This window comes from uncultured Bradyrhizobium sp. (assembly GCF_947648125.1).
Classification (GTDB): Bacteria; Pseudomonadota; Alphaproteobacteria; order Rhizobiales; family Xanthobacteraceae; genus Bradyrhizobium.
Map to the genome: position 1 here is coordinate 39,147 of NZ_CANSMR010000002.1, position 26,677 is coordinate 65,823.

The 26,677-nt window shown below is 64.6% G+C and carries 32 protein-coding genes; 15 read left to right on the forward strand and 17 right to left on the reverse strand.

Annotated elements, in window-relative coordinates:
- Positions 1-11: 11 nt before the first annotated feature.
- From Q0030_RS03710 to Q0030_RS03730, 5 genes are all read right to left on the reverse strand, one after another.
- A complete protein-coding gene (locus Q0030_RS03710; protein WP_298363262.1) occupies positions 12-494 on the reverse strand; it encodes a hypothetical protein in 483 nt (160 codons plus the stop codon).
- A 37-nt stretch (positions 495-531) separates the two neighbouring features.
- Positions 532-696 (reverse strand): hypothetical protein, encoded by a 165-nt coding sequence (locus Q0030_RS03715; protein WP_173643509.1) that lies wholly within the window; start codon positions 694-696, stop codon positions 532-534.
- An 87-nt stretch (positions 697-783) separates the two neighbouring features.
- On the reverse strand, positions 784-1,047 hold the full coding sequence (locus Q0030_RS03720) for a DUF3551 domain-containing protein (RefSeq protein WP_298363263.1): 264 nt from the start codon (positions 1,045-1,047) through the stop codon (positions 784-786).
- Positions 1,048-1,347: 300 nt separating this feature from the next.
- A complete protein-coding gene (locus tag Q0030_RS03725) occupies positions 1,348-2,199 on the reverse strand; it encodes a 3-hydroxybutyryl-CoA dehydrogenase (protein ID WP_298363264.1) in 852 nt (283 codons plus the stop codon).
- A 139-nt stretch (positions 2,200-2,338) separates the two neighbouring features.
- Positions 2,339-2,530 (reverse strand): hypothetical protein, encoded by a 192-nt coding sequence (locus Q0030_RS03730; RefSeq protein WP_298363265.1) that lies wholly within the window; start codon positions 2,528-2,530, stop codon positions 2,339-2,341.
- 530 nt (positions 2,531-3,060) lie between these two features.
- On the opposite strand from Q0030_RS03730, the gene Q0030_RS03735 reads away from it, so the two are divergent.
- The 6 genes from Q0030_RS03735 (at position 3,061) to Q0030_RS03760 (ending at position 6,935) form a co-directional block, all read left to right on the forward strand.
- The gene (locus Q0030_RS03735) at positions 3,061-3,276 is read left to right on the forward strand and encodes a hypothetical protein (RefSeq protein ID WP_298363266.1); all 216 of its coding nucleotides are present in this window, start codon (positions 3,061-3,063) and stop codon (positions 3,274-3,276) included.
- A 128-nt stretch (positions 3,277-3,404) separates the two neighbouring features.
- On the forward strand, positions 3,405-3,662 hold the full coding sequence (locus tag Q0030_RS03740) for a hypothetical protein (RefSeq protein ID WP_298363267.1): 258 nt from the start codon (positions 3,405-3,407) through the stop codon (positions 3,660-3,662).
- 209 nt (positions 3,663-3,871) lie between these two features.
- Positions 3,872-5,161: a hemolysin family protein gene (locus Q0030_RS03745; RefSeq protein WP_298363268.1), complete on the forward strand. Its 1,290-nt coding sequence runs from the start codon at positions 3,872-3,874 to the stop codon at positions 5,159-5,161.
- A gap of 120 nt (positions 5,162-5,281) precedes the next feature.
- Positions 5,282-5,881: a formyltransferase family protein gene (locus Q0030_RS03750; RefSeq protein ID WP_298363269.1), complete on the forward strand. Its 600-nt coding sequence runs from the start codon at positions 5,282-5,284 to the stop codon at positions 5,879-5,881.
- A gap of 195 nt (positions 5,882-6,076) precedes the next feature.
- Positions 6,077-6,436 (forward strand): hypothetical protein, encoded by a 360-nt coding sequence (locus tag Q0030_RS03755; protein WP_223975167.1) that lies wholly within the window; start codon positions 6,077-6,079, stop codon positions 6,434-6,436.
- Complete coding sequence (locus Q0030_RS03760) at positions 6,381-6,935, forward strand: hypothetical protein (protein ID WP_298363270.1); 555 nt, start codon at positions 6,381-6,383, stop codon at positions 6,933-6,935. Before Q0030_RS03755 ends, Q0030_RS03760 begins: the two co-directional genes overlap by 56 nt.
- A gap of 151 nt (positions 6,936-7,086) precedes the next feature.
- On the opposite strand, the gene Q0030_RS03765 is transcribed toward Q0030_RS03760, so the two are convergent.
- Positions 7,087-7,485 (reverse strand): RidA family protein, encoded by a 399-nt coding sequence (locus Q0030_RS03765; RefSeq protein WP_298363271.1) that lies wholly within the window; start codon positions 7,483-7,485, stop codon positions 7,087-7,089.
- Positions 7,486-7,627: 142 nt separating this feature from the next.
- Between Q0030_RS03765 and Q0030_RS03770 the strand changes: the two genes are divergently transcribed.
- Entirely contained in the window at positions 7,628-8,503 is an 876-nt protein-coding gene (locus Q0030_RS03770) for a DMT family transporter (RefSeq protein WP_298363272.1), read from the forward strand.
- A 71-nt stretch (positions 8,504-8,574) separates the two neighbouring features.
- Here Q0030_RS03770 and Q0030_RS03775 read toward each other — a convergent pair whose 3' ends face one another.
- Positions 8,575-8,820, reverse strand: coding sequence for a BrnA antitoxin family protein (locus Q0030_RS03775; protein ID WP_092114100.1), 246 nt, complete (start codon positions 8,818-8,820; stop codon positions 8,575-8,577).
- A 17-nt stretch (positions 8,821-8,837) separates the two neighbouring features.
- On the reverse strand, positions 8,838-9,812 hold the full coding sequence (gene cysK / locus Q0030_RS03780; protein WP_298363273.1) for a cysteine synthase A: 975 nt from the start codon (positions 9,810-9,812) through the stop codon (positions 8,838-8,840).
- Positions 9,813-10,040: 228 nt separating this feature from the next.
- Between cysK and Q0030_RS03785 the strand changes: the two genes are divergently transcribed.
- Entirely contained in the window at positions 10,041-10,256 is a 216-nt protein-coding gene (locus tag Q0030_RS03785) for a hypothetical protein (protein WP_298363274.1), read from the forward strand.
- A 10-nt stretch (positions 10,257-10,266) separates the two neighbouring features.
- Here the strand turns inward: Q0030_RS03785 and tgt are convergent, their stop codons facing one another.
- Positions 10,267-11,400, reverse strand: coding sequence for a tRNA guanosine(34) transglycosylase Tgt (gene tgt / locus Q0030_RS03790; RefSeq protein ID WP_298363275.1), 1,134 nt, complete (start codon positions 11,398-11,400; stop codon positions 10,267-10,269).
- Positions 11,401-11,654: 254 nt separating this feature from the next.
- Between tgt and Q0030_RS03795 the strand changes: the two genes are divergently transcribed.
- The 4 genes from Q0030_RS03795 (at position 11,655) to Q0030_RS03810 (ending at position 15,822) form a co-directional block, all read left to right on the forward strand.
- Positions 11,655-12,788: a patatin-like phospholipase family protein gene (locus tag Q0030_RS03795; RefSeq protein WP_298363276.1), complete on the forward strand. Its 1,134-nt coding sequence runs from the start codon at positions 11,655-11,657 to the stop codon at positions 12,786-12,788.
- Positions 12,789-12,885: 97 nt separating this feature from the next.
- Positions 12,886-13,623, forward strand: a complete 738-nt coding sequence (locus tag Q0030_RS03800) for a TetR/AcrR family transcriptional regulator (protein ID WP_298363277.1) — start codon at positions 12,886-12,888, stop codon at positions 13,621-13,623.
- Between the two features lie 309 nt (positions 13,624-13,932).
- On the forward strand, positions 13,933-14,535 hold the full coding sequence (locus tag Q0030_RS03805) for a PepSY domain-containing protein (RefSeq protein WP_298363278.1): 603 nt from the start codon (positions 13,933-13,935) through the stop codon (positions 14,533-14,535).
- 249 nt (positions 14,536-14,784) lie between these two features.
- Complete coding sequence (locus Q0030_RS03810) at positions 14,785-15,822, forward strand: aspartate-semialdehyde dehydrogenase (RefSeq protein ID WP_298363279.1); 1,038 nt, start codon at positions 14,785-14,787, stop codon at positions 15,820-15,822.
- 49 nt (positions 15,823-15,871) lie between these two features.
- Here Q0030_RS03810 and queA read toward each other — a convergent pair whose 3' ends face one another.
- The 5 genes from queA to coaD all read right to left on the reverse strand — a co-directional run bounded on the left by queA (position 15,872) and on the right by coaD (position 19,086).
- Positions 15,872-16,948, reverse strand: coding sequence for a tRNA preQ1(34) S-adenosylmethionine ribosyltransferase-isomerase QueA (gene queA, locus Q0030_RS03815; RefSeq protein WP_298364549.1), 1,077 nt, complete (start codon positions 16,946-16,948; stop codon positions 15,872-15,874).
- A 142-nt stretch (positions 16,949-17,090) separates the two neighbouring features.
- The gene (locus Q0030_RS03820; protein ID WP_298363280.1) at positions 17,091-17,555 is read right to left on the reverse strand and encodes a peptidylprolyl isomerase; all 465 of its coding nucleotides are present in this window, start codon (positions 17,553-17,555) and stop codon (positions 17,091-17,093) included.
- The gene (locus Q0030_RS03825; protein WP_298363281.1) at positions 17,531-17,971 is read right to left on the reverse strand and encodes a hypothetical protein; all 441 of its coding nucleotides are present in this window, start codon (positions 17,969-17,971) and stop codon (positions 17,531-17,533) included. Before Q0030_RS03825 ends, Q0030_RS03820 begins: the two co-directional genes overlap by 25 nt.
- Positions 17,972-17,977: 6 nt before the next feature.
- Positions 17,978-18,541: a peptidylprolyl isomerase gene (locus Q0030_RS03830; protein ID WP_298363283.1), complete on the reverse strand. Its 564-nt coding sequence runs from the start codon at positions 18,539-18,541 to the stop codon at positions 17,978-17,980.
- Between the two features lie 47 nt (positions 18,542-18,588).
- Positions 18,589-19,086 (reverse strand): pantetheine-phosphate adenylyltransferase, encoded by a 498-nt coding sequence (gene coaD, locus Q0030_RS03835; RefSeq protein ID WP_298363288.1) that lies wholly within the window; start codon positions 19,084-19,086, stop codon positions 18,589-18,591.
- Between the two features lie 267 nt (positions 19,087-19,353).
- On the opposite strand from coaD, the gene Q0030_RS03840 reads away from it, so the two are divergent.
- Together Q0030_RS03840 and Q0030_RS03845 are read left to right on the forward strand one after the other, a co-directional pair.
- Complete coding sequence (locus tag Q0030_RS03840) at positions 19,354-19,611, forward strand: hypothetical protein (protein WP_279705865.1); 258 nt, start codon at positions 19,354-19,356, stop codon at positions 19,609-19,611.
- A gap of 312 nt (positions 19,612-19,923) precedes the next feature.
- Positions 19,924-21,822: a KUP/HAK/KT family potassium transporter gene (locus Q0030_RS03845; RefSeq protein WP_298364552.1), complete on the forward strand. Its 1,899-nt coding sequence runs from the start codon at positions 19,924-19,926 to the stop codon at positions 21,820-21,822.
- A 113-nt stretch (positions 21,823-21,935) separates the two neighbouring features.
- Here Q0030_RS03845 and Q0030_RS03850 read toward each other — a convergent pair whose 3' ends face one another.
- Together Q0030_RS03850 and Q0030_RS03855 are read right to left on the reverse strand one after the other, a co-directional pair.
- Positions 21,936-22,127: a hypothetical protein gene (locus tag Q0030_RS03850; RefSeq protein WP_298363291.1), complete on the reverse strand. Its 192-nt coding sequence runs from the start codon at positions 22,125-22,127 to the stop codon at positions 21,936-21,938.
- Positions 22,124-22,933, reverse strand: a complete 810-nt coding sequence (locus Q0030_RS03855) for a transglutaminase family protein (RefSeq protein WP_298364555.1) — start codon at positions 22,931-22,933, stop codon at positions 22,124-22,126. The genes Q0030_RS03850 and Q0030_RS03855 overlap by 4 nt, the downstream gene beginning before the upstream one ends.
- 259 nt (positions 22,934-23,192) lie before the next feature.
- Between Q0030_RS03855 and Q0030_RS03860 the strand changes: the two genes are divergently transcribed.
- Complete coding sequence (locus tag Q0030_RS03860) at positions 23,193-23,372, forward strand: hypothetical protein (RefSeq protein ID WP_092114072.1); 180 nt, start codon at positions 23,193-23,195, stop codon at positions 23,370-23,372.
- Positions 23,373-23,777: 405 nt separating this feature from the next.
- Here Q0030_RS03860 and gyrA read toward each other — a convergent pair whose 3' ends face one another.
- Complete coding sequence (gyrA, locus tag Q0030_RS03865) at positions 23,778-26,504, reverse strand: DNA gyrase subunit A (protein ID WP_298363293.1); 2,727 nt, start codon at positions 26,502-26,504, stop codon at positions 23,778-23,780.
- Positions 26,505-26,677 lie beyond the last annotated feature (173 nt).

Consider the following 26,677-nt stretch of genomic DNA (forward strand, 5'->3'; position numbering starts at 1 on the left):
ATCGCCTCGATCTAAGCCCACGCCAGGCCCGCGACGACAGCGGGCTCATCATCGTCGGTCCTTGCACCGGTGAGGCGCCGGCGGCGCGCGCTGTCCTTGGCGCGACGATGACGCGTGTCAAACCGGCGTAGCGCCATCGGCACACGCCGCGCGAGGCCTTGAGCGAGCTCGACGGCCTGTCTGACGACGGCCATGACGGTCGCCACGCGCGTGAACAGCCCGATCAGGAAGACCATCGAGAAGATGTCGATATAGGCCAGCATATCGCCGACCAGCATCAATTCGGGAGGAAGCGGAATCCGGTGCAGATAGGCACCGATCACGATGACGACCGGGATCAGCGCGATCAGCTTCCGCAACGTCAGCCGATCCAGCAGGGCAGCGAGCTCAACGACCAGTACGAGCCAGAGCCAGTCGCCAAGCGCGGCCGGCCTGTCGATCGTCCAAATCCGCCAGAAGGTCTGCCACAGTTGCCGCCAGTTCCGTTTCCCCATCGCCGCGTCCACATCCTCTCGAGCACAACACCGGTGGCTACGGCTTCGACGACGCCTCGCTGCCGTCGCCCTCGACCGCGGCACCTTGCACGTCAGCCGAATCGGCCGACGGAAAGATGCGCTCGTAGTTGGCTCGGGCCTCGCGAATCAGACGCGCACGCTCGCGTTCGGACTTCGAGATGAACCTGATGATCTCGCCCATGTGCTCTCCAACGCAGGGGGAATTATCCGACCATCGGCAATGCAACCATCATGCCTGATGGTCGCCCGGCCGATAGGCTCACGGCGCTTACCGGGTGGTTACCCGCGGCGCTCTCCGTTGCTGGCTGAACGCGACACGCGGATTGATGCCGCAATAGGCATCGCGGCCTGACGCCGATGCCTGGCACTGCTCGTAGGTCTGGTAGCCGCAATAGCCGGGATATCCCTCATCCCTGCCCTGGATGCACCAGGGATAATCATAGGGATCGGCCGCCGCCGGCTGTGCGGAACCGACAATCCAGCTCGTCCCGAGCGCCGCGAACGCCAGAATTGCCAAATTCGACCTGCGCATGATCCTGCTTCCTTCCTCGATCGGCACCCAACCGCTGATTTAGGTACGCCGGGAAGATCTGCGAGGTTTCCGCTCACCGCCTCAAGAAGGTGTGACCCGAGCGCGAGGGAGCGCGCATCGGAAGCCAGGGCGCCCTGGATGGGCGCGGGGCCACACAAAAAACACGAGGCCCGGTGTGCCTAGGAGCCCGGGCCTCGTGTCTGATGTCCCCCGCCTCAGTGGCGGATCAGGTGTTGTGGTTACGCGAGCTTGCCCGCGCGATCCATCCCGGATGACTACGGGGTCAAGCGCGCGCAGATTTCACTTGCTGTAGCTGTAGAACCCCTGCCCGGTCTTGCGGCCGAGATGGCCGGCATCGACCATCTCCTTCAGCAGCGGCGCCGGCCGGTACTTGGGATCGTTGAAGCCGGTGTAGAACACCTCCATCACCGACAGCATGGTGTCGAGCCCGATCAGGTCGGCAAGCGCGAGCGGGCCGATCGGATGGTTGCAGCCGAGCTTCATGCCGGCATCGATCTCTTCCGCGGTCGCAATGCCTTCCTGTAGCGCGAAGATCGCCTCGTTGATCATCGGGCACAGGATGCGGTTCACGGCAAAGCCCGGGCTGTTCTTCGCGGTGATCGCGACCTTGCCGACACGCTTGGCGAACGCCTCGGCCTTGGCGACCGTGTCGTCCGAGGTCTGCAGGCCGCGGATCAGTTCGAGCAGCGCCATCACCGGCACCGGATTGAAGAAGTGCATCCCGATGAAGCGGTCGGGACGATCGGTCGAGCCTGCAAGGCGGGTGATAGAGATCGACGAGGTGTTGGTCGCGACCAGCGCGCTCGGCTTCAGTCCGGCGCAGAGATCCTTGAGGATCTTGACCTTCAGCTCCTCATTCTCGGTGGCCGCTTCGATCACGAGATCGCAGGCGGCAAGCTTGGACTTGTCGGTCGTCGCGTTAATCCGCGCGAGCGTCGCGTCGCGATCGGCCGCCGTCATCTTCTCCTTGGAGACCAGGCGATCGAGACTGGACCCGACCGTCTTCAGGCCGCGTTGCACCGCCGCGTCCGAGATATCCACCATGGTCACGGTAAGCCCCGCCGCCGCGCAGATTTGCGCGATGCCGTTGCCCATGGTTCCGGCGCCGATGATGCCAACCGTCTCGATCATTGTGTTCGTCCTTCCTGTCGCTTGCGCCGCCTCGCGGCCGCATCGTCAAAAACGGCGGACCCTTAGGGGCCGCAGATGGCGCATGCATAGCAGTCCGGCTGAACGGCCGATACAGGAGACGATGGTATTCTGGTGAGGTCTATTCCACGCGCGGCGGGATGGGTCGCCGTGGCGGAACGGCGGTGCGCGGCGGCAATTGAGTGCGCGGCGGCTCTGCCGCGCGCGACGGCTCGAGCACGCGGTTGAGCCGCACGATCCACCAGGCGAGCCGGCCGTAGCTGCGGCGCAGCGCCGACCCAAATCCCTCGTCGATGTCCTGGTCCCGATCCATGCCGCTCTCGTTAACGCCGATCCTTGAAGGAACGGTGTGACGCAATCACGCGCTGCGCCGGCCGTCGTTAGGAATTTGGCAACCATCGGCGCGCACGCTGAAGTCTTCGGCGCCGGTAATTTCCCGGATTGCACAGGGCAGACCCCGCGCCGCAGCATCGCCATGGCGGCGCGACTCGCTTTTAGTTGATCGAATTTTCCGCCGCGCGCGGCGACATAAGGACATTAAACGACGAGGGCTACGCCCATGCTTTCTGAAAAATTCTTTTTGGTTCTCGAGACATTGCTCAACGGCCAGACCCATTCCGACGGAAGCCCGCGTGTGGTGAGCACATCGCCCCACATCCCGGTCAAGCTTCCGCAGGAGGGCCAGCCGGAACGCAGGCCGCCTCGCTAGGTCTCTTGCGGGCAGCCAGCCTGATCGAACACCGCGACGCGCGAAGCCGGTCGGAAGGCGCGCGCCCGTGATCCAGCTCATAGTCGGTGAAGGTGAGCCACGCTACACCACTCCCGCAACGAAGTGGTGCCGCCATGGACGGTAAGACCGACAGCAAGACCGATTTCGAGAGCATCGCCGTCGCGATCTGCGTCGCCGCCTACACAGCGATCATGCTCGCCTATCTCGCCCAATACGATCTCGGGCTGACCGCCGCGCAAACGCGCCATCTCTCGATGGTGGCGGCGCTGTTCCTCGCGCTGCCGATCGCCCTGGATTTCCTGCGCAGCGGCCCCGGCAACGTCCGCTGACGCGGACAACGGCGCGCCCGCCGCATCTGATCTCCCCTGCCGTACACGCGCCTGCGCAACATAGCGCTAGGTGAAGCGACGCGAATCAGCGTTACTTTGCAACTGATCACTTCGTGGGATTTGGCTGCATGACCCAGCCCAGCGTCCTGGATCAGAAGACTTTGGATCAGAACATTCGCGAGCTGCAGGAATGGCTCCGCAACGCCTGGCAACAGCTCGCGGACCCCTCGCTCACCGCCTTCTCCCGCCGCGAGCTGCGCAACCAGATGAAGCAATGCAACGCCGATTTGCGCGTGCAGCTGCAAGCCGCTTCCAAACAGATGCTGAGTCAGCCGGCGGCATCGGGCAAGACGTTCGTCAGGCCTGAGCTGCGGATACTCGCCTAGCAGCGTTGTCCACCGAAGCCGATTCCGACCTCGCGTGAAGGAAACGCGCCGGTGTCACAATCACCAGCGCGCCAAAATGCAGCGATCTCCTGCTGCATACGCACCCTCTGCTTGTGCAGGGACGCCCGGCAAGGCACAGCAAAACGGCCCCGGTATGCCTATATAGGGCGTCGCAAAGCGGCTCACGCCGCCAAACCTCAGGGACTCCCGTGTTATATCTGGAACTTGCGATCGTGGCGGTCTTGATCGTCGTCAACGGTCTGTTGTCGATGTCGGAGCTCGCGATCGTCTCCTCCCGCCCGGCGCGCCTCGCCGCGCTGGTCGAACGCGGCGTCAGCGGCTCGCGCCGTGCGCTTGCGCTGGCGTCCGATCCCGGAAAATTCCTCTCGACGGTGCAGATCGGCATCACGCTGATCGGCGTGCTGTCGGGCGCCTTCTCGGGCGCGACGCTGGGCCAACGGCTGTCGCAATGGCTGTTCGAGCTTGGCGTGCCGGCCAACGTCGCCGACGCCACCGGCGTCGGCATCGTGGTCGGTGTGATCACCTATGCCTCGCTGATCGTCGGCGAGCTTGTGCCGAAGCAGATCGCGCTGCGCGATCCGGAGGCGATCGCGGTGCGGGCCGCTCCCGCGATGACCGTGATGGCAAAACTATCGCTGCCGGTGGTGTGGCTGCTCGACCGCTCCGGCAAGTCGTTGCTGTGGCTGCTGGGCCATCGCGAGGACGCGCAGGACCGCGTCAGCGAGGACGAGATCAAGACGCTGGTGGTGGAAGCCGAAAACGCCGGCGTGCTGGAGCCCGGCGAAAAGGAGATGATCGCCGGCGTGATGCGGCTTGGCGATCTCCCGGTCGGCGCCGTCATGACGCCGCGCCACGAGGTCAGCCTGATCGACCTCGCCGCGCCCGTGGCCGAGATCCTGGCGACGCTGCAAAAGAGCAGTCACTCGCGCTGCGTGGTGTTCGACGGCAATCGCGACCATGCGCTCGGCATCGTGCAGGCCAAGGACGTGCTCGACGTCTACCTCGCCGGCCAGACGCCCGACATCCGCGCGCTGACGCGCGATGCGCCGATCATTCCGGAGACCGTCGACGCCCGCGACGTGGTCGCGATCCTGCGCGACTCCGCGGTGCATATCGGCCTCGTGCACGACGAATACGGCACCTTCCAGGGCGTCGTCACCAGCGCCGACATCCTCGAGGCCATCGTCGGCGCCTTCCATACCGAGGAGGGTCCGGCCGAGCCCGCCTATGTCAGGCGCGACGACGGCTCCTATCTGATCTCGGGCTGGATGCCGGCGCTCGAATTCAGCGAATTGCTCGGCATCGTGCTGCCCTCGCCGCGGCCCTACCAGACCGCCGCCGGCTTCCTGCTGCATGCGTTCGGCGCGATCCCCGACACCGGTGCGAAAACCACTGCGCAGGGCTGGGACTTCGAGATCGTCGATCTCGACGGCCGGCGCATCGACAAGGTGCTGGCGAGCAAGCAGCCGGCCGCCTGAGGTTGCCAGCCGGCCGGCCTGTTGATAACGGGCAGGACAACAAAACAGGCGACCGCGGTGTGCTATCGGCATAGCGGCAGCCAAAGCAAATCCCGCGTAACCCTCCACGGAATTGATCCCATGCGCCTTACCCTCGTCGGTTCCCGCCATTTCGGCGTGACGACCTTGAACATGCTGCGCGAGCACCACGTCACGCTGGTCAGGGTGGTCGTCCATGACGGCGAGGACCGGCTGGCGGCAGCGGCCAGGGCGGCCGGCATCGAGGTCGTTGTCCAGGCCGATCCCAAGCTGGTGACGGCCGCCGAGATCGCGCCGGGCACCGACCTGATCGTGACCGCCCACAGCCACGCCCGGGTCAGCAAGGAGGCCCTTGCCGTGGCCAAGCTTGGCGGCATCGGGTACCACCCGTCGCTGCTGCCGCGTCACCGCGGCATCGCAGCGGTGGAATGGACCATCAAGGAAGGCGATCCGATCGCCGGCGGCAGCATCTATCACCTCGCCGACCGCATGGACGCCGGCGCGATCGCCGCCCAGGACTGGGTGTTCGTCAAGAAGGGCGAGACCGCGCGAGAGCTGTGGGAGCGCGCGCTGGCGCCACTCGGGCTACGTCTGCTCGCCGAGGTCATCGACTACGGCAAGGTCAACGGCTCGCTGCCGGCCAAGGTGCAGGATGAGCAGTTTGCGACCAAGGCGCCTAACCTCAGCCCGGGCAAACACTAATTCGCAACCACGGTATCAAGATACCTCGACCTCAAGGAGCAGGAACAGATTCTTCGTTTCCTGATCCGGAACCGAATTCACCATGATGTGTTTGAGTTCACAGGAACATCTGGGGTCTCTTGCGACGCAGCAAATTTTGAACACATTGTGACAGGATAAGCCGCGTCATCACACGAAATGACAGGGATTTGATTCATGCGTTCGATCCGCATTCGCGACCTGATTTTGGTCACTTCGGTCGCTTCGGCTGCCGCCCTCACCGCTGCTCCCGCCTCCGCCCAGCAGCCTTATGACGGCCTTTGGAGCGTCACTGTCGTCACCAAGACCGGCAGCTGCGAGCCGTCATCCAGTTCGACGGTGAATGTCATCGACGGAAAGATCTCAGCACAGGGCGCGGCGATCTCCGGCACCGTCGGCAGCGGGGGCCTTGTGCGAGTCTCGATCAATGGTGCATATGCGAACGGACAACTCAGTGGCAACTCCGGATCGGGGAAGTGGAATGGGGCATCAGCTGGCGTACCGTGCAGCGGCCGATGGGAAGCGTCCCGTCAGTAAGATCACCAGCGTATCGAATTTGTTCGCCATCGCGCGGCGGCCAGCATTTGCAGCCGCCGCGTTTTTCGTGACTGCATTGGCAAGCACCGCAGGCCATGCCCAGTCCAGCCCGTTCGCCGGCATGGCGGGCACCTGGTCGGGCGCCGGCTCGGTCACCCTCGACGACGGTTCAAGCGAGCGCATCCGCTGCCGCGCGACCTACCACGTCGGCGGGCCCCGGATGACCATGAGCCTCACCTGCGCCAGCGACGCCTACAAGTTCAACCTGGCAGCCGACGTGCAGGCCGAGGGTAGCGCGGTGACTGGCTCCTGGAGCGAGTCCAGCCGCAACGTCAACGGCGATCTGCGAGGTCGCGGCGGCGGCGGCAACTTCCAGGTCGTTGCCAGCGCGCCCGGCTTCAATGCCGACATCGCGATGCGCACCGCCGGCAACAAGCAGTCTGTCACGATCAGGGCCGACAGCCAGTTCCGCGGCGCCAACATCACGCTGTCGAAGTAATCAATCGATACGCCGACGAGAAAAGCCCTCGGGTCATCCCCGAGGGCTTTTTGTTGCGCGCGCGGCAACCACCGCGCACATCTCAACGCGAGATTCCTGTGTTGACGCGTTTTCCTTACGCGAACCGGTATCCACTTCGCTCGAAAACGCTCTATGCGGCAGGCACGAACGCGGTGACCTCGATCTCGACCTTGGCGCGCTGATCGACCAGTCCGTCGATATAGAGCAGCGTGGACGGCGGGAAAATGCGTCCGAGCGTCTCCTTCCACGCCGCGCCGATACCGGCGCCTGCGGTCTCGTATTCGCTGCGGCTGGTCAGGTACCAGGTCAGGCGGACGATGTGCTCGGGACCTGCGCCGGCTTCGTTCAACAGCTTGATGATCCGCTTCAGTGCCGTGCCGACCTGGGCAGCCATCTCGGGCGCGTACTCGCCCTTCTCATCGCCGCCGGTCTGCCCTGCCAGCACGATCCATTTGCCGGGCGCGTCGAACGCGACGCCGTGCGAGAAGCCGCGGGGTTTCGACCACTCGGCCGGTTGCAAGACACGCATGAGCAGATCCTCCTGATGTGATTAGTCCCGCCCTGCTTAGCAGAGATCACGCGGTTGACGCACCACGCATCGGCAGAATTGCGCGTTGCAAATTCATATCGGCTCGCCGATACCGGGAATCCCTCCTCATCTCGTTCCGATCATGGATCGCACGCCCTCAAAGACTCGCGCAGCACTATGGATGTCCGGTTGGCTCGCGCTGATGCTGATCGTGGCGGTGGCCGGCCGCGAGGCGACGCGCGAGGTCAACGTCTTCCAGCTGATGGCCGTGCGCGGCGTGCTCGGCTTCGTGATGCTGTATCCGCTGGTCCACATCATTGGCGGGCTTGCGATCGTGAAGACTGCGCGCGTGCACGTCCACATCGCGCGCAACCTGATCCATTTCTGCGCGCAGCTTGGCTGGTTCTATGCGCTGACACTGATCCCGATCGGCCAGGTGGTCGCGATCGAGTTCACGATGCCGATCTGGACCGCGATCCTTGCGGCGGGCTTCCTCGGCGAACGGATGACATCCTGGAAGATCGTCGCGATCGTGCTTGGCCTGGTCGGCGTCATCGTGATCGTGCGGCCGGCGACCGGTGCGATCAATCCGGGCCAGTTGATCGCGCTCGCAGCAGCAATGGGCTTCGGAGTCTCGATCGCCGTGGTCAAATCGCTGACGCGAACCGAGCAGGCGCTGACGATCATCTTCTGGATGCTGGTGGTGCAGTCGCTCGCCAGCATCGGGCCTGCGCTCTATGTCTGGACCTGGCCGCCGCTGTCCACCTGGGGCTGGCTTGCGGTGATCGCATTCTGCGGCACCTTCTCGCATTACTGCATGGCGCGCGCCCTGCTCCATGCCGATGCGACCGTCGTGATCCCGATGGATTTCGTCCGCGTCCCGCTGACCGCGATCGTCGGGTGGCTGATTTATGCCGAGCAGCTCGACGCTTATACGGTACTTGGCGCCGCCATGATTCTGGCAGGCAACCTCCTGAACCTGATGCCCGGTGCAAAGGTGCCGGCGCGCGCAAGATGACCGCTGCGCAGCGCTATACCGATGCGGCACGACCACAAAGCCCGGGGATCATGCCGGGCTTCGAAAGCGCGCTACTTCCCGGCGGCCTTGCGCAGCGCCGCGTTGATGCGGTCCTGCCAGCCAGGGCCGCCTTCCTGGAAATATGCCAGCACGTCCTGATCGATCCGCAGCGTGACCTGCTCCCGGACGCCGGGGACCGGGACGGCCGCAGTCTTTGGCAGTGCATCCGCGACCTTGGTGGTGGCCCGTTTGAACGCCGCCTCGGCTTCGCTACGGGCATCGTTCAAGGTTCGCGGTCGTCTCGGCTGGTCGGCCATGTCCTGGATCCTGTGTCTCAAATTCCTTCAAACAGCACTGTTGAGAGATAGCGCTCCGAGAACGACGGCACAATCGCCAGGATGGTCTTGCCCGCAGCCTCCGGCCGCTTGCCGATCTGCAAGGCGGCGGCGATCGCGGCTCCCGACGAAATACCGCCGGGGATGCCTTCGTTGCGCGCCAGCCCGCGCGCGGTCTCGATCGCGGTCGCGCTGTTGATCTTGACGATCTCGTCGATCACCGAGCGGTCGAGGATGTCAGGGATGAAGCCGGCGCCGATGCCCTGGATCTTGTGCGGCGTATGCTGGCCGCCCGACAGCACCGGGCTCTCCTCCGGCTCCACCGCGACGACGCGCAAGGACGGCTTGCGCGGCTTCAGCACCTGCCCGACGCCGGTGATGGTGCCGCCGGTGCCGACGCCGGCGACGAAATAGTCGATGTTGCCGCCGGTGTCGTTCCAGATCTCCTCCGCCGTGGTGCGGCGATGGATTTCGGGATTGGCGAGGTTCTTGAACTGCTGCGGCATGACGGCGTTGGGGGTCGTGCGCACGAGTTCTTCCGCGGTCGCGATCGAGCCCTTCATGCCCTGCGCCGCCGGGGTCAGCACAATCTCTGCGCCGAGGAAGGCGAGCATCCGCCGCCGCTCGATCGACATCGACTCCGGCATCACGAGCTTCAGCCGATAGCCGCGCGATGCCGCGACATAGGCGAGCGCAATGCCGGTGTTGCCCGAGGTCGGCTCGATCAGCACGGTGTCGGCGTTGATGATGCCGGCCTGCTCCATCGCCACGATCATTGCCGCGCCGATGCGATCCTTCACGCTGGCCGCCGGGTTGAAGTATTCCAGCTTGGCGAGGATCGTGGCGTTGACGCCGCTTGCCTGCGGCAGTCTGCGCAGCCGCACGATCGGCGTCGAGCCGATCGCATCGACGATGGAGTCGAAGACGCGGCCGCGTCCGGGTTGCACTGCACTCGTTGTCGACGGCGCGTCCATCAAGCGGCTCCTGTTGGGGGATATGCTGGAAATATGCGGTCTTCTCTCATTAGAAGCAGCGCATCATGGCGCGCAAGTGAGAAACCGCCGAGACGCAAATTCGTTGCATCGCAAAAAACTAGAACCTGCGCAAATAACGTAAAACCTACGCATTTGTGTTGCGACAAGGTCAAACAAGTGCGTCTATATACCTTGGTAAGGTGAAGCTCAGAACGCAAAGGAGGTCACATGCCAGCTCTCGCTGAAGTTCTGTCGACCGCAGCGTCCAGGCCCGATCCGCGCGGCAGCGATTTGCCGACCTGTCCCGTGTGTGCTGACTCCATGGTCGCGGCAGAAGCGTCCGCGTACCTGTTCGACAATTTGATCAGCTATCTCTGGACCTGCGACAATTGTGGTTACGGGTTCGTGACCAAGCACTCGGTGAAACCGATCGTGTGCAACTGATCACTTAGGCTCACCTCGGAGCGATGTCACCGCGCGCCCAACCGGCGCGCGTTTTCGTTTTGAAATCCTCGAAGGTGCCGTTTGCCACCGCGTCGCGGATGCCCTGCATCAGCTCTTGGTAATAGGCGACGTTGATTTCGGACAGCAGCATTGCCCCAAGTGTTTCGCCGGCGCGCACCAGATGGTGCAGATAGGCGCGCGAATAGCTGCGCGCCGCCGGCCACGTGCTCTCTTCATCGAGCGGACGCGGATCGTCGATGTGCCGGGCATTGCGCAGGTTGATCTGCCCGAACCGCGTGAACGTCATGCCGTGGCGTCCGTTCCGTGTCGGCATCACACAGTCGAACATGTCGACGCCACGCGCCACCGCCTCCAGAATGTCCTCCGGCGTGCCGACGCCCATCAGATAGCGCGGCCGATCGGACGGCAGCGCCGGCGCGGTCTCCTCGATCATCGACAGCATCACCGCCTGCGGCTCGCCGACCGCCAACCCGCCGATCGCATACCCGTGAAAGCCAATGTCCGTCAGCCCGTGCGCGCTGGCGTGGCGGAAATCGGGGATGTCACCGCCCTGGACGATGCCGAACAGCATGTAGCCGTCCGGCGCGCTCTCGAAGGCACGCTTCGAGCGTTCGGCCCAGCGCAGCGACAGCTGCATCGCGCGCTCGATGTCGGCGCGCTCGGCCGGCAGCCGCACGCACTCGTCCATCTGCATCGCAATGTCGGAGCCGAGCAGCCGTTGCACCTCGATCGAGCGCTCCGGCGACAGCTCGACTTTGGCGCCGTCGATATGCGAGCGGAAGGTCACGGCCTTCTCGGTCACCTTGCGTAGCTCGGAGAGCGACATCACCTGGAAGCCGCCGGAATCCGTCAGCATCGGTCCGCCCCAGCCGGTGAAGCGCTGCAGGCCGCCGAGCGCTGCGATCCGCTCGGCGCCCGGCCGCAGCATCAGGTGATAGGTGTTACCGAGCACGATATCGGCGCCGGCATCGCGCACCTCGCGCCAATGCATGCCCTTCATCGCCCCGGCGGTACCGACCGGCATGAATGCGGGCGTCCGGACGAGGCCATGCGGCGTGGTCAGGCGCCCGGTGCGGGCGGCGCCGTCAGTCGCCAACAATTCGAAATGATTGGGAAGATTCATGCCGCTGCTTATTGCGTGTCGCCGATGCCCGATCAACCCGTCGGGTAACGGCTCCCGCGCGACTTCGTGAACGCCAACGGCTGGACGGACGCTTGCCTTGAAGCGGTCCTTCCGTTAAACAAAACGAAACCGTATCGTTTTATGTCAAGAATATGGCGGCGGAAATGTTCCGCCGCGACGGCAATCCGCGTGAAACCTGACTGGCCGAGATGTTCCCACCCTCCAGCGCCCGGCCTGACGGCGTCCGCCATCGGATGACACCCGCTCATGCGATCCGGCAAGCGGTGCTGCTGTGCGGGCTCGCCTTCGCGCTGGCGGCCTGCAGTTCGCTGCCGCGCATGCCCTACACGGCTGCCGACGCCGCCAATTCGCGGGTGCTCGATCTCGACGGGCTGCGCCGCTATGCCGACGAGCCGGCTTCCAAATTCAAACTCGAGAAGGACAACGTCGCCCCGATCAAGACCTATCTCGCCCTCTCCGGCGGCGGTGCCGACGGCGCCTATGGCGTCGGTGTCCTCAACGGCTGGACCGCGGCCGGCAACCGCCCGAGCTTCTCGGTCGTCTCCGGTGTCAGTACCGGCGGACTGATTGCGCCCTTCGCATTCCTCGGCCCGCGCTACGACGACACGCTGAGGGAGGTCTACACATCAGGCATCGCCGAAAGCCTGCTGCAGGACCCGAGCCTGATGCGGGTGCTGTTCGGCTCGGGCCTGTTCGGCAACAAGCGGCTGCGCGAGCTGGTGGCGCGTTACGTCGGCCAGGACATCCTGAGCGAGGTGGCGCGCGAAAACGCCAAGGGCCGAAAGCTCCTGATCGTCACCACCGATCTCGACACCCAGCGCACCGTGATCTGGGACATGGGACGGATCGCCGCCGTCGGAACGCCCGAGGCGCTGCAGCTGTTTCGCGACGTGATGGCGGCCTCCGCCAGCATTCCGCTGGTGTTTCCGCCGATCATGATCGACGCCGAGGGTCAGGGCCGCCGCTTCCAGGAGATGCATGTCGACGGCGGCGTGACCGCGCCGGTCCTGACGCTGCCGGACGCACTGCTGTTCCGCGAGCGTACCTGGCCCGCCAACGGCCGCATGAACATCTACATCCTCGTCAACAAGAAGCTCGAGGGTAACTTCGAGCTGGTGTCGAACTCCACGATCGACGTCGCCTCGCGCAGCATTTCCGCGATCACGCAGGCGCAGACGCGCTCGGTCATTCTCTCGACCTATGATTTCGCCCGCCGCAACCGGCTGGACTTCCATCTGTCCTACATCGAGCGCGACTATCCGGCGCCGGAGACCCAGGGCTTCGACACCGCCTATATGCGCGCGCTCTACCAGCACGGCTACGAGAAGGCCGCCGCGGGGCAGGCCTGGACCGCGACGCCGCCCTGAGCGGGCCAGCTCCCGGTACCGCCGAATGGACGAATCCGCATTGCGCGGGTTATAGACCGGACAGACCCGTCCGAACGCACAACGAGATGAATGGGCAATGGGATTGACGGCAACCAAGGCCAAGACGGCCAGGCGCGGCGTGATCAAGTCACGCGGCGGCCGGCCGACCCGGGATGCTGCGATCGAGCGCGACCAGCGGCTGATCGAGGTCGCCACGCGCCTGTTCCTTGAGCGCGGCTTCGATGCGACGTCGATCGACGCCGTGGCCGAGGCCGCCCGCGTCAGCAAGCCCACCGTCTACGGACAGTATGGCGACAAGCGCGGCCTGTTCACCGCGGTGCTCAGGCGCGAAATCGAGCGCTGGCTTGCCCCGCTCGCCGCCGCGGCGGCCGAAGCGCAGGCCGGCGGCAGCTGCGATGGTTCGGTCGAGGAACGGCTGATCGAGCTCGGGCGCCAGCTGCTGGTGCTGAACTGCAGCGCCGACTCCATCGCCTTCAGCCGGATCCTGACCGCGCAGGCGATCAATTTCCCCGAGGTCGCCAAGCTTGCCGTCGACGAAGGCTGGTCGAAAGCGGTGTCGACGACGGCGGATTTCTTCGACCATCTGGTCGACAATGGCGCCCTCGACCTCGAGGACACGACGATCGCGGCCGAGACCTTCCTCAACATGGTGGTCGGCCACACCCACCGGATGGCGACATTCGGGATTGTAATCGACATGAAGGCCGCCGTGACGCGGATGGAAGTCTCGATCCGGCTGTTCCTTGCCGGTGCCGTGGGACCGCGGGACCGGCTGCGCGACGCCGCCAAGGCACGTCGCCGGCCGGCGCGCTGACCGTTTTTATAGGATCGTTTCGTCGTCTTACACGTTGCTGTGATGAACCTTGAATAAACAGAACGAAACCGTATTGTTTAGTTGCAAAGAGACGCTGGGCCCGGATCAGCCCCCCAAGGGTTTTGCGTCGCCTTGTAAACTTCGACCGTCACGACGGAGCTGCCGCCATTGCTCCGCCTGAACGTTCGGCGGCCGACCTGTGACCAACAAAGGTCGGCCGCACCTTTCTCGGCCCGCCTCCTCGCTCTGCGGGCGCGGGTCATGCGCGTGCACATGTTCAATACAGGTTCGACGATGAGGACAGGACGATTGCGCGCACTGAGGTATTGGGCATTAGGAACGCAGCTGCTGGCGACCGCGCTGCTGGCCCTGCCCTTCGCGTCGCCGGCCCATGCGATCTCGAGCTCGGCTGCCGCCGCGATCACCCCGCAGGACAGTGACAGCGCGCTCGACGTGCATGCGGTTCGCCGCGAGCTCGACAGCTTCCAGTCCGCCCAGATCTCGCTGCGCAAGGCGATGGCGATTGCGGAGGCACTGCACGCCGGTTCGATCACCGCCGACATCAGCTTCGACGGCGCATCGGAGCCCGCGGTCTACCGGGTCAAGACCATGCAGCAGAACCGGATCTGGCAGCATGCGATCGACGCCTCGACCGGCCAGGTGGTCGGCGGCGAGCCGCCTTCGCCGCTGGCCTCGCTCGGCGCCGAAGACCGCGACAACCTCGTCGTGCTCAGGGCGCTCCGGCATCGGCTCGCCGATGCGGTGCGTGTCGCCGAGCACACGACCTCGGGCAAGGCGATCAGCGGCGGCTTGATGCGCGAGGGCGGCAAGCTCAATTTCGTCATCGTGGTGCTGACGGGCAGCGATCTGAAAGAGGTGATCCTCGAGCCGCCCGGCGCGCGCAGGCGCTGAGCTCGGCGCGGGCGCCGCCAGGTTCTCCCTTGCCAAGTTTTCGCCCAAAAGCCGTTGACGGACGCCGATCTCTGCCGCATAAGTCCGCACCATGATCACCGCGACCAAACGCACCACCAAAACCACCAAGCCCTCTGGGGCCTCGGGAGGCGTGCGCGCGTAGTCGGTCGTACAGCATAATCTCTACCCGAAGCCCCGCCTGATGAAGGTCCGGGGCTTTTTTGTTGCCTGCGTCATGCTCAAATTCGAATGGAGGACAAAGTGAGTAACGATCCCGTCGTCGCGATTGTCGGCGTCACCGGCGCAGTCGGCGCCGAATTCATCGCCACCATGGACAAGCGCGGCGTCCGCGTCGGCAAGCTGAAGGCGCTGGCGAGCGCCCGCTCGGCCGGCAAGACCGTCAGCTTCCGCGGCAAGCCGGTCGTGATCGAGGAACTGACCGAGCGCGCCTTCGAGGGCGTCGACATCGCGCTGTTCTCGGCCGGCAGCGGCATCTCGAAGAAGTTCGCACCTGTTGCCGTGAAGTCCGGCGCCGTCGTGGTCGACAATTCGTCGGCCTTCCGGATGGATCCGAATGTGCCGCTGGTGATCCCCGAGATCAACGCCAACCGCATCCGCGACCACAAGGGCATCATCGCCAATCCAAACTGTGCCGCCATCACCGCGCTGGTGCCGCTGTGGCCGATCCACCAGAAGAACCGCATCAAGCGCGTGATCATCTCGACTTACCAGGCCGCGAGCGGCGCGGGAGCAGCCGCGATGGAGGAGCTCGTCGAATCCACCCGCGCCAATCTCAACGGACAGGTCTACACCCCAAAGGTGATGCCGCACCCCTACGCCTTCAACCTGTTCAACCACAACACGGCCATCGATCCGGAGACCGGCTACAACGACGAAGAGACCAAGGTCATCAAGGAGACCCACAAGATCTTCGAGGACGACAAGATCGCGGTCGGCGTCACCTGCGTGCGGGTGCCGGTGCTGCGCGCGCATTGCGAGGCGATCACCTTCGAATGCGAGAAGCCGATCACCGAGGACCAGGTGCGCGCGATCATGGCGCAGGCGCCGGGCGTCAAGATCGTCGACGATCGCGCGAAGAACTACTTCCCGATGCCGGTCGACGCCTCCGGCCAGGACGACGTGCTGGTCGGCCGCATCCGCAAGGATCTCAGCGACCCCAGCGGGCACTCGATCTCGATATTCGTCGCGGCCGATCAGCTGCTCAAGGGCGCCGCCTTGAACGCGGTGCAGATCGCCGAGCTGCTGCCCGAACGCGCGATGGCGTGAGAAGACGAACTGCGCAGTTCGTAGGGTGGTTAGCGAAGCGTGACCCACCCTACGCCTTTGCCCGGAACAGCAAACACGCATCGCCGTACGAATAGAACCGGTAGCCGTTGCTGATCGCGTGCGCGTAGGCGTTCTGCATCGTCTCGAGGCCGGAGAAGGCCGAGACCAGCATGAACAGCGTCGAACGCGGCAGATGGAAGTTCGTCAGCAGGATATCGACCGCGCGGAAGCGATAGCCCGGCGTGATGAAGATCGAGGTTTCCGCCGCAAACGGCTGGATGGTGCCGTCGGCATTTGCGGCACTCTCCAGCAGCCGCAGCGATGTGGTGCCGATCGCGACGATCCGGCCGCCCTTTGCGCGCGCGGCGTTCAAGGCAGAAGCGGTCTCGGCGCTGATGCAGCCCCATTCGGCATGCATCTTGTGTTCGGAGGTTTCGTCCACTTTGACCGGCAGGAATGTCCCTGCCCCGACATGCAGCGTCAGGCGATGCAACTCGACGCCGCGGCTCTTCAGCGCGGCTTCCAGCGCCGGCGTGAAATGCAGCCCCGCCGTCGGTGCTGCGACCGCGCCTTCATTGGCGGCGAACATGGTCTGGTAGTCGCTGACGTCCTTCTCGTCGGGCGTGCGCTTGGAGGCGATGTAGGGCGGTAGCGGCGTGGCGCCGACATCGGCGATGGCCTGGTCGAGCACCGGACCATGGAACGAGAATGACAGCGTCACCTCGCCCTCCTGCCCCTTAGCTTCGACCTCTGCATCGAGATTGCCGAGCAGGCAGACCTTGCCCTCATTGCCGAAGCGGATGGTGTCGCCGGGCGCAAGCTTCTTCGCCGGCTTCACCAGCGCCTGCCAGCGCGAGCCGTCGAGCCGCTTGATCAGGGTCGCCTCGATCTTCGGCTCGGTCTCGCGCCCGATCCGGCGGCCCTTGAGCTGGGCCGCGATCACCTTGGTGTCGTTGACGACGATCTGGTCGCCCGCCTCCAGCCAATGCGGCAGGTCGGCAATCGTGGCGTCGCGCAGCACGCCGTCCGGATGCACCACCAGCACCCGCGCGGAATCGCGCGGGCTCGCGGGGCGAAGCGCGATGCTCTCGGGCGGCAGTTCGAAATCGAAGAGATCGGTGCGCATGGTGGCGATAGTCATTGCCGGGCATAGCCGTTCGAAGAACGGCGTCGCTTCCGCTCGCCTATGCCCAGGCAATCCATCACTTGCGGAAGAGCGTTTAAAAAGATGGATGCCCGGGTCAAGCCCGGGCATGACGATCTTGATTTTACGCCGCGTCGGCCGCCATGCGCGCCTTGACGATCTTGTCCGGATCCTTCACCGGCTCGCCGCGCTTGATCTTGTCGACGTTCTCCATGCCCTCGGTGACCTTGCCCCAGACGGTGTACTGGCCATTGAGGAAGGAGGCGTCGTCGAAGCAGATGAAGAACTGGCTGTCGCCGGAATCCGGGCTCGCGGCGCGGGCCATCGAGGCGGTGCCGCGGACATGCGGCTCCTTGTTGAACTCGGCCTTCAGCTTCTTGCCGGAGCCGCCCATGCCGGTGCCCTGCGGGCAGCCGGTCTGCGCCATGAAGCCGTCGATCACGCGATGGAACACGATGCCGTCGTAGAAGCCTTCGCGCACCAGCTCCTTGATCCGCGCGACGTGACCGGGCGCAAGATCCGGGCGCATCTCGATCGTGACCGGGCCCTGCGTGGTTTCGAGGATCAGAGTATTTTCGGTAGCAGCCATGCTCGCTTCTCCTGGCTTCGGGGTGGATATTTCTTGTTCCTGAACGGGATCGCGAATGGGCGGCCCGCAACCGCGCCGCCCAGGCTCTCGGTAAATGGCATCGGCGTGCAGCGTTGCAACGCCTCCATCACGGCGACCCGGTACGCAATTCGGTCGTTGTCGGTCGCCTCCTGCGATTCATAGCTGATCCTGGGATGCCCGAGGATCGCGCCCTCACGGTTGAAGCTGACAATGACGGTAATGTCGATCGGAGCCGCCTTGTCCGCCGGCGGCGGCCGCCAGCAGCGATGGATCGCAAGAACAACGTCCTTGATCGTATTGAGTTGCTCCGGCTCGGCCGCCACCGATCCGGTCAACGCGAGCCACACCACGAGCGGCGCGGCGAACCAGGCAAGTGGTTTGCTGCGCGCCGCCATCGCCGATCACTTGATGTCGGATGCGACCTGCACCTTCACCATCTTGTCGGGATCGGTGACGGCGCCGCCGGGCGAGCCCGCGGGAGCCTTCTTCAGCTTGTCGACCACGTCCATGCCCGACACCACCTCGCCGACCACGGTGTACTGGCCATTGAGGCTCGATCCGTCGGCGAACATGATGAAGAACTGCGAATTGGCGCTGTCGACAGAGTCGCCGCGCCGGGCCATGCCGACGATGCCGCGCTTGAACGGAACCTGCGAGAATTCCTGCTTCAGGTTCGGATATTTCGAGCCGCCGGTGCCGTTGAAGTTCTGGCCGTCGCCGGTCTGCGCCATGAAGCCATCCATCACGCGATGGAACGGCACGCTGTTGTAGAAGCCCTCGCGCGCCAGCTGCTTGATGCGCTCGGCGTGCTGGGGCGCGATGTCGGTGCGCAGCTTGATGACGATGCGGCCCTTGGTGGTGTCGATCACGATCGCATTGGCCTTGTCGAGATTGGCAGGCAGCGGCTGCGCGACCGCAGGCACGACGCAGAGCAGCGCGGCAACGAATGCAAGAATGCGGATCATGGAAACTCCGGACCTCTGGATGTTCTGGGTGTGGCAGGCCGCCGGCATCAGCCGGCGAACTTGGCCTTCAGGCTAGCGGCGACTGATGACGGCACGAATGCAGAGAAGTCGCCGCCCATCTGGGCGATTTGGCGCACCAGTGTGGCGGTGATCGGGCGGACCGCGACCGACGCCGGAACGAACACGGTATGCACCTCGGGCGCCATGGCCTCGTTCATGCCGGCCAGCTGCATCTCGTAGTCGAGATCGGTGCCGTCGCGCAGGCCGCGAATCATGATGGTGGCACTGAGCTTGCGCGCCGCGGTCACCGTCAGATTGTCATAGGTGGTGCAATCGAAGGCGCAGCCCGCCTGCTGGGCGATCGGACCGCACACCTCGCGCAGCATGTCCAGCCGTTCCTCCGTCGAGAACAGCGGCTTTTTGCCGGCATGGATGGCGACGGCGACGACCAGGCGGTCGCACAGGCCGACGGCCTGCCGGACCACGTCCAGATGGCCGTTGGTGACGGGATCGAAGGAGCCGGGATAGAGCGCGATACGGGACATGGTCCCTCCTAACCCGCCCGGCTCTCCCCGGCAAGCCGCCCGGGTTCCACCCGCCGCGCGAAATAAATCTCTCCTCGTCCAATGAACGAGTCCTGGGATGCCAGCGTCTACGTGCGTGAATGTTTCGTCGGCCGTTGGCGGACGAAACAAAAACGGCCCGCGATGAAACCATTTTTCACCCTGGCGAAGACGGCAGGAAACGAGCGGCCGGTAGACATTGGACAACGAAACGACGGGCCCGGGGGGCCCGATCATATGGGGACCGTCATGATCAAGGCACTTTCCGCTATCACCGTTGCCGCGTTCATTGCCGCCGCGCTCACCGTGCTGCCGGGCTTTGCGCCGCAGGTCGAAGCCTCCACCCCGCAGCCACTGGCCAAGAGCGACCGTCTCGACATCCACCCGGTCGGCAAGGACTGCTCGCAGCAGGCCTGGCCGAATTTCGAGGCCTCCTGCCTGCGCAGCGCCGGCAACAAGACGGTGGTTCGCGAAGCCCGCCTCGTCACCGCCGACCGCACCCCGTAGGTGATTTGAGGACACTCGGCACTGGTCCAGATGCAGACGACCAATCCCGACAAGTTGCATGGGCGTCGCCAAAATATCGAAAACAACCCCATGCAAAGTAGCTGCCCATCGCAGCAACCCGAAGCGATCGCCTTGCCGCTCCGGCGCGATCAGAGCGGAAACCGGCCCGTCAGTTCGGTGTAAGCTCAGTCCGTCACACAAAACCCAATGGTAATTTGCGACGTCCCGTCGCAGACTATCGTCTAAAGCGCCCGCCCGGATGATCCGGAGGGCGCAAGCCATCAGGGGATTGCCGTGACCAGTACGCCCGCCATCGTTTCTTCTGGCCATCCTCCCAGCAGTCCGCTCCCGGTCGCGGTCACACTCGGTGCCCTGGGTGTGGTCTATGGCGACATCGGCACCAGCCCCCTCTACGCCCTGAAGGAAGCCGCCAAGGCCGCCGCCCATGGTGGGCCGCTGACGCAAAGTGCCGTGCTCGGCGTGGTCTCGCTGATCCTGTGGGCGCTGATCCTGATCATCTCGGTCAAATACGCGATGCTGATCCTGCGCGCGGACAACCGCGGCGAAGGCGGTATCGTCGCGCTGCTGGCGCTGCTCTCGGCGCGCAATGCGGCACCCGGCACCTGGCGCTCCCATCTGCTGGTGGTCGGCCTGATCGGCGCTGCCCTGCTCTATGGCGACGGCGCGATCACGCCGGCCATTTCCGTGCTGTCGGCGATCGAAGGCCTGAAGGTTGACGCGCCCTCGCTGGCGCCGGCGGTGGTGCCGCTCACCGTCGTGATCCTGATCGGGCTGTTCTTCATGCAGAAGCAGGGCACGGGCTTCATCGGCAAGATCTTCGGCCCGGTGATGCTGTTCTGGTTCGTCGTGCTCGCGGCGCTCGGCGTTCACGGCATCGTCAAGGCGCCCGGCGTGCTGGTTGCGCTGAGCCCGTTCTATGCGTTCGATTTCCTGATCCATCAGGATTTCCACGTCAGCTTTGCCATCCTCGGCGCCGCATTCCTCGCCGTCACCGGCGGCGAGGCGATGTACGCCGACATGGGGCATTTCGGCCGCTTTCCGATCCGGCTCGCCTGGTTCGCCGTCTGCCTGCCCGCGCTGGTGCTGAACTATTTCGGCCAGGCCGGTGAACTGATCAACGACCCGAATTCGATCGACAACCCGTTCTTCCAGCTCGCCCCCGACTGGGCGCATTACCCGCTCGTCCTGCTCGCAACCGTAGCGACCGTGATCGCCTCGCAGGCCATCATCTCCGGCGTGTTCTCGCTGACCCAGCAATCGATCCAACTCGGCTTCCTGCCGCGCATGCATATCCAACACACCACGAGCGACGCGATCGGGCAGATCTATGTGCCTCTGGTGAACTGGCTGCTCGCGGCCGGCACGCTCGGCGCGGTGCTGGCGTTCGGCACCTCCGACGCGCTCGCCGGCGCCTACGGCATCGCAGTGTCGCTGTTGATGGCGATCACCACACTGCTCGCCGCGCTGGTCGCGATCCAGTGGGGCTATTCGCCGATCATCGTGATCGCGGTGAACGGCTTCTTCTTCATCATCGACGCGATCTTCTTTGCGGCGAACACCGAGAAACTCTTTGAAGGCGGCTGGTTCCCGCTGCTGCTCGCGGCTGCCGTGGCGTTCCTGATGATGACCTGGCGCGGCGGCGTCAAGCTGGTCGAGAAGGCGCGCGGCAAGCTGCGCCAGCCCGAAGAGGATCTGATCGAGACCGCTGTCAACAAGTGCAGCGCCCGCCTGCCCGGCACCGCGGTGTTCCTGGCCTCGGCCCCCAACGGCGTGCCGCTCGCGCTGACCCAGTTCGTCAAGCACAATCACGTGCTGCATCAGCGCGTGCTATTGGTCACCGTGCAGATCGAGGAGCGGCCGCGAATTCCCGACGAGGAACGCGCCGACGTCAACGAGATCAGCCCGGGTATCACCCGGATCATCCTGCACTACGGTTTCATGCAGTACCCGACGATCTACGAAGGGCTGCAGCTCGCCTGCCGGCAGGGCAAGCTGCCCGGCATCGATCTCTCCGACGTGACCTACTATATCGGCCGTGAAACCATCATCCCGCGCGAGGACGTTCCGGGCATGTGGGTGTGGCGCGAATCGCTGTTCGCCTTCCTGCAGCGCAACGCCGAGCGCTCCGCAGCCTTCTTCGGCGTGCCGACCGGTCAGGTCGTGGAGTTCGGCACCGAGATCGAGATTTGATCGAGCGGCTCGCGTAGCCCGGATGCAGCGAAGCGCAATCCGGGACCGTTGATGCTGCATCGACGGACCCTCATTGACCCAAATCGGGCAAGGACATCCGAGGGGCTTAAGGTCTATTCGCCCGCGGCGGGGCGACGAACGCCGGATGCGGTCAGGCCGAGTTCTCCGAGCCGTCTGACTGCGTAGCCGAGACCGACAAGGCGCTCCCCGTGCGATTGGGGAATCTCCTGTTGCGCTTCGCCCTTGCCGACCTCGACGAGGGAGGCGAACTCGTCCGAACTGAGGGCTTGGGGATCATGCGTCATGAAGCGGCCTCGTCGGTCCAGACCTTGAACGAAATCAGCGTGTTTGGCCCAAACGTCTGGGTGATCGGAACGTCGGAGGCATCCCGTCCCTGTGCGATCAGAACCCGGCCGATCCTCGGCACGTTGTTGCGCGGATCGAACATATGCCAGCGGCCGCCGATATAGGCCTCGAACCAGCCGGCAAAATCACCAGCCGCCCAGGGCAGCGGGGTGCCGATGTCGCTGAGATAGCCGGTGCAATAGCGCGCCGGAATGTTCATGCAGCGGCAGAAGGCAATAGCGAGATGCGCGTAGTCGCGGCATACGCCCTTGCCTTCGTCGAAGGCCTCCCGCGCCGTCTTGGTGGCGCGGGCGTGCTCGTAGCCGAAAACGATGTGGCGATGGACGAAGTCACAAATGGCCTGGACCCGCGGCCAGCCCGGCGGCGTGCCCTCGAACAACTTCCATGCGATTTCCGAAAGCCGGTCGGTCTCGCAATAGCGGCTCCCCAGCAGATAGACCAGCGTGTCCGCCGGCAAGTCCTCGACCGCGTGCTGACCGGCCGAAGCAAACACCGGATCAGGCTCGCCGCTGTCGCGCACGACGCCATCGGCCGCCAGGCGCATCGGACCGGCCGGCGCGACGATACGGCTGCACCAATTGCCGAATCCATCGCGATACGGCGTGATCGACACCGCGGGGCTGGTGGTCAGGTGGTCGGGGACGATGATATCGGACGCGCGCGTGAAGTGCGTGCCCAGCACCATGATCATGGGCGTCGGCTGCGGGAACTCGTAGTGCATTTCGAATCCGACGCGAAGCTTCATTCGAAATACGTTCCTGTTTGTGCTGCCGACATGGCAACGATGCGGTCGAATACAAGGTGCGATCTGCCTCATCGGACAAATACCCGTATCGCGCGAGAAAGTGCTGGCTATTTGCTGCAATCGCGCGCAGGAACGACGACGCTTGCCGACTGGCGCGGCTTTCCAGCGCGAGGCGAACCCGACGAATGTTCCAGTCGGATGGTTGAAAGCCTCCTCCGTGCGTTCGAGACAGATTCGACGCACTCACCGAAAGAGCTTCATGCAAAATCTCTCGCCTCGTCACGTCAAGACTGAAGAGTCCGTGCGCCTCGGCGTGACGTCCGGTTGGTATTCCACAAAAGTCAGCGGAACATTCGTGACCGGCCCGCATGACACCGAAGCCGATTGCCTGCGCAAGATCGCCGAGATCAACCCTCCGCCGCCGAGGAAGAAGAAATAGCTCCTGTGCGACCAGATTGGGCGCACTCGCACGCGGGCCAACCAGGATGCATGTCGGCAAGATGGCCAAACAAACCCGCGTTCGCCTCCTGGAGGTTATCGTGAGTGCGCAGAAAGAGCCCACTCGCTGGAAATGGCATGTTTCCGAAGGCGGTCTGGAGCTCGTGCACGGCTACGCGACGTCACGCGAAACAGCGCAACGGAACGGCGATAGCGTTCTGTTCACAATGCGATCTGCCGCCCAGGCGCCCTGAGCGGGTCGCCCTTCGACGAACAGAGACGCACGTTCTCGAAGCTCGGCGAAGCGACGCATAGGCGCGGCCCTGCGCGCCCAGCAGGCATCAGTCAACCTGGCGTGGCGCCCCAACCTCGAGCCGCCTGCAACGAACCACGTTCGGGAACGACCCTACTCGCCGTTCCCGTTCGCGCCGTTCTCTTCCTCCGGAATGTGCTCGACCGAGACGACATGCTCGTCCTCGGCGGTGTCGAACACAATCACACCCTGGGTCGAGCGGCCGGCGACGCGGATGTCGGCCACCGGGCAGCGGATGAGCTGGCCCTTGTCGGTGACCAACATGATCTGGTCGGCGTCCTCGACCGGGAATGACGCCACCAGGTTGCCGTTGCGGTTGTTGACGCTCATCGCGACGATGCCTTTGCCGCCGCGGCCGGTGGTGCGGTACTCGTACGACGTGGTCCGCTTGCCGAAGCCATTGACGGAGACGGTGAGCACCACCTGTTCGGCCGCCGACAGTTCGGCATAGCGCTCCTGCGACAGCTGGATCGCGGTCGCCGTCTCCTCGCCCTCGGCATCCGCGGGCTCCTCGGCCGTCGCCTCGCCGGCCACCGCGCGGCGCATCTTCAGGTAGGCCGAGCGCTCGTCCGAGGTGGTCTCGACATGGCGCAGGATCGCCAGCGAGATCAGCTTGTCGGCCTCGGGGAGCGCAATGCCGCGCACGCCCATCGAGGTACGGCCGGTGAAGACGCGCACATCGGTGACCGGGAAGCGGATGCACTGCCCGCCGGCGGCGGTCAGCAGCACGTCGTCGCGCTCGGTGCAGATCTGCACGTCGACGATCGCCTCGCCTTCTCCGAGCTTCATGGCGATGATGCCGGAGCGGCGGACGTCGACGAAATCGGACAGCTTGTTGCGGCGAACGGTGCCGCCTGTCGTCGCGAACATCACGTCGAGATTGCCCCAAGAGGATTCATCCTCCGGCAGCGGCATGATCGTGGTGATGCGCTCGCCCTGCTCCAGCGGCAGGATGTTGATCAGCGCCTTGCCGCGCGCGTTTGGCGCGGCCATCGGCAGCCGCCAGACCTTCTCCTTGTAGACCTGGCCGCGCGACGAGAAGAACAGCACCGGCGTGTGGGTCGAGGCCACGAACAGCCGCGAGACGAAATCCTCGTCGCGGGTCTGCATACCGGCGCGGCCCTTGCCGCCGCGGCGCTGCGCCCGGTAGGTCGACAGCGGCACGCGCTTGACGTAGCCCGCATGCGACACGGTGACGACCATGTCCTCGCGCTGGATCAGGTCCTCGTCCTCGACCTCACCTTCCTGCTCGATGATCACGGTCTTGCGCGGGGTGGCAAACTGCTGCTTCACCTCGGCGAGCTCGGTCTTGACGATGTCCTGCACGCGCGCACGCGAGCGCAGGATGTCGAGATAATCGGCGATCTCGGCCGCGAGCTTGTCGAGCTCCTCGGATATTTCGTCCCGCCCCAGTGCGGTCAGGCGCTGCAGCCGGAGATCGAGGATGGCCCTGGCCTGCTCCATCGACAGCCGGAGCGTGCCGTCATCGTTGATGCGATGCCGGGGATCGTCGATCAGCGTGATCATCGCCTCGACGTCGCGTGCCGGCCAGTCGCGCGACATCAGCGCCTCGCGCGCGGTGTTCGGATCGGGCGAGGTTCGGATGACACGGATGATCTCGTCGATGTTGGCGACCGCGATCGCGAGGCCGACCAAAATGTGGGCGCGATCACGGGCCTTGCCGAGCAGGAACTTGGTCCGCCGGGTCACCACCTGCTCGCGGAACGCGACGAAGATGGTGAGCAGGTCCTTCAGATTCATCGTTTGCGGACGGCCGGAATCCAGCGCCAGCATGTTGGCCGGGAAATTCGTCTGCAGCGGCGTGAACCGGTAGAGCTGGTTCAGCACCACGTCAGGCACCGCTTCGCGCTTCAGCTCGATGACGACGCGATAGCCGTCCCGGTCGGACTCGTCGCGCAAGTCCCCGATGCCCTCGATCTTCTTCTCTTTGACGAGATCGGCGATGCGCTCGACCATCGTCGCCTTGTTCACCTGATAGGGAATCTCGGTGATGATGATCGCTTCGCGATCCTTCCTGATCGTATCGATCGCCACCTTGCCGCGCATCACGATCGAGCCGCGGCCGAGATGGTAGGCCGAGCGGATGCCCTGGCGGCCGAGGATAACGCCGCCGGTCGGGAAGTCCGGTCCGGGAATGATGTCGATCAATTCGTCGATCGTGAGCGCCGGATTATCGATCAGCGCCACGCAGGCGTCGACGACCTCGCCGAGATTATGCGGCGGGATGTTGGTCGCCATGCCGACGGCGATGCCGCCGGCGCCGTTGACCAGCAGGTTCGGGAACCGGGCCGGCAGAACCGACGGCTCTTTCTCGGAGTTGTCGTAGTTCGGCTGGAAATCGACGGTCTCCATGTCGATGTCGGCCAGAACGGCAAGCGCCGCCTTCGTCAGCCGTGCCTCGGTATATCGATAGGCTGCCGGCGGATCGCCGTCGACCGAACCGAAATTGCCCTGGCCGTCGATCAGCGGCACGCGCAGTGAGAAGTCCTGCGCCATGCGGACCATCGCGTCGTAAATCGACTGGTCGCCATGCGGATGATATTTACCGATCACGTCACCGACGACGCGCGCGGACTTGACGTATTTCTTGTCCGGCGTGTGTCCCTGCTCATGCATCGAATAGAGGATGCGCCGGTGCACCGGCTTGAGCCCGTCGCGCGCATCGGGCAGCGCACGCGACACGATCACGCTCATCGCATAATCGAGGTAGGACTTCTTCATCTCGTCGAGAATGGAAACGGGACGAATATCTGAGGGCACCGGCGGCTCGCCGGGCTTGTCGTCTTCGGGTTCGGACAAAGGGGAAATCCGGTCAGTTCTGCTGGGGAATCATATAGACCATCGGGGGCCTGATAACCACCCTTGCGCGGCTCCGGCAAGCCGTTTTTCCCTTCGTTTTTTCATGCACTTACCGGCCGCATTGCAGGCTTGCGACGCCCCCGCTTTGCCCGGCGGTTGCGAGGTCGCGAAGA

Bases quoted from the DNA above. Each gene is read 5' to 3' on its own strand.
- Q0030_RS03760 (WP_298363270.1), top strand. From the start codon at position 6,381: ATGGGGCATCAGCTGGCGTACCGTGCAGCGGCCGATGGGAAGCGTCCC.
- Q0030_RS03755 (WP_223975167.1), top strand. From the start codon at position 6,077: ATGCGTTCGATCCGCATTCGCGACCTGATTTTGGTCACTTCGGTCGCT.
- cysK (WP_298363273.1), bottom strand. From the start codon at position 9,812: ATGGACGCGCCGTCGACAACGAGTGCAGTGCAACCCGGACGCGGCCGC.
- Q0030_RS03720 (WP_298363263.1), bottom strand. From the start codon at position 1,047: ATGCGCAGGTCGAATTTGGCAATTCTGGCGTTCGCGGCGCTCGGGACG.
- Q0030_RS03810 (WP_298363279.1), top strand. From the start codon at position 14,785: ATGGAGGACAAAGTGAGTAACGATCCCGTCGTCGCGATTGTCGGCGTC.
- Q0030_RS03735 (WP_298363266.1), top strand. From the start codon at position 3,061: ATGGACGGTAAGACCGACAGCAAGACCGATTTCGAGAGCATCGCCGTC.
- coaD (WP_298363288.1), bottom strand. From the start codon at position 19,086: ATGTCCCGTATCGCGCTCTATCCCGGCTCCTTCGATCCCGTCACCAAC.
- queA (WP_298364549.1), bottom strand. From the start codon at position 16,948: ATGCGCACCGATCTCTTCGATTTCGAACTGCCGCCCGAGAGCATCGCG.
- Q0030_RS03855 (WP_298364555.1), bottom strand. From the start codon at position 22,933: ATGAAGCTTCGCGTCGGATTCGAAATGCACTACGAGTTCCCGCAGCCG.
- Q0030_RS03730 (WP_298363265.1), bottom strand. From the start codon at position 2,530: ATGGATCGGGACCAGGACATCGACGAGGGATTTGGGTCGGCGCTGCGC.
- Q0030_RS03725 (WP_298363264.1), bottom strand. From the start codon at position 2,199: ATGATCGAGACGGTTGGCATCATCGGCGCCGGAACCATGGGCAACGGC.
- Q0030_RS03840 (WP_279705865.1), top strand. From the start codon at position 19,354: ATGATCAAGGCACTTTCCGCTATCACCGTTGCCGCGTTCATTGCCGCC.
- Q0030_RS03850 (WP_298363291.1), bottom strand. From the start codon at position 22,127: ATGACGCATGATCCCCAAGCCCTCAGTTCGGACGAGTTCGCCTCCCTC.
- Q0030_RS03785 (WP_298363274.1), top strand. From the start codon at position 10,041: ATGCCAGCTCTCGCTGAAGTTCTGTCGACCGCAGCGTCCAGGCCCGAT.
- Q0030_RS03825 (WP_298363281.1), bottom strand. From the start codon at position 17,971: ATGGCGGCGCGCAGCAAACCACTTGCCTGGTTCGCCGCGCCGCTCGTG.
- Q0030_RS03750 (WP_298363269.1), top strand. From the start codon at position 5,282: ATGCGCCTTACCCTCGTCGGTTCCCGCCATTTCGGCGTGACGACCTTG.
- Q0030_RS03775 (WP_092114100.1), bottom strand. From the start codon at position 8,820: ATGGCCGACCAGCCGAGACGACCGCGAACCTTGAACGATGCCCGTAGC.
- tgt (WP_298363275.1), bottom strand. From the start codon at position 11,400: ATGAATCTTCCCAATCATTTCGAATTGTTGGCGACTGACGGCGCCGCC.
- Q0030_RS03800 (WP_298363277.1), top strand. From the start codon at position 12,886: ATGGGATTGACGGCAACCAAGGCCAAGACGGCCAGGCGCGGCGTGATC.
- Q0030_RS03765 (WP_298363271.1), bottom strand. From the start codon at position 7,485: ATGCGTGTCTTGCAACCGGCCGAGTGGTCGAAACCCCGCGGCTTCTCG.
- Q0030_RS03795 (WP_298363276.1), top strand. From the start codon at position 11,655: ATGACACCCGCTCATGCGATCCGGCAAGCGGTGCTGCTGTGCGGGCTC.
- Q0030_RS03820 (WP_298363280.1), bottom strand. From the start codon at position 17,555: ATGGCTGCTACCGAAAATACTCTGATCCTCGAAACCACGCAGGGCCCG.
- Q0030_RS03830 (WP_298363283.1), bottom strand. From the start codon at position 18,541: ATGATCCGCATTCTTGCATTCGTTGCCGCGCTGCTCTGCGTCGTGCCT.
- Q0030_RS03710 (WP_298363262.1), bottom strand. From the start codon at position 494: ATGGGGAAACGGAACTGGCGGCAACTGTGGCAGACCTTCTGGCGGATT.
- Q0030_RS03740 (WP_298363267.1), top strand. From the start codon at position 3,405: ATGACCCAGCCCAGCGTCCTGGATCAGAAGACTTTGGATCAGAACATT.
- Q0030_RS03715 (WP_173643509.1), bottom strand. From the start codon at position 696: ATGGGCGAGATCATCAGGTTCATCTCGAAGTCCGAACGCGAGCGTGCG.
- Q0030_RS03860 (WP_092114072.1), top strand. From the start codon at position 23,193: ATGCAAAATCTCTCGCCTCGTCACGTCAAGACTGAAGAGTCCGTGCGC.
- Q0030_RS03770 (WP_298363272.1), top strand. From the start codon at position 7,628: ATGGATCGCACGCCCTCAAAGACTCGCGCAGCACTATGGATGTCCGGT.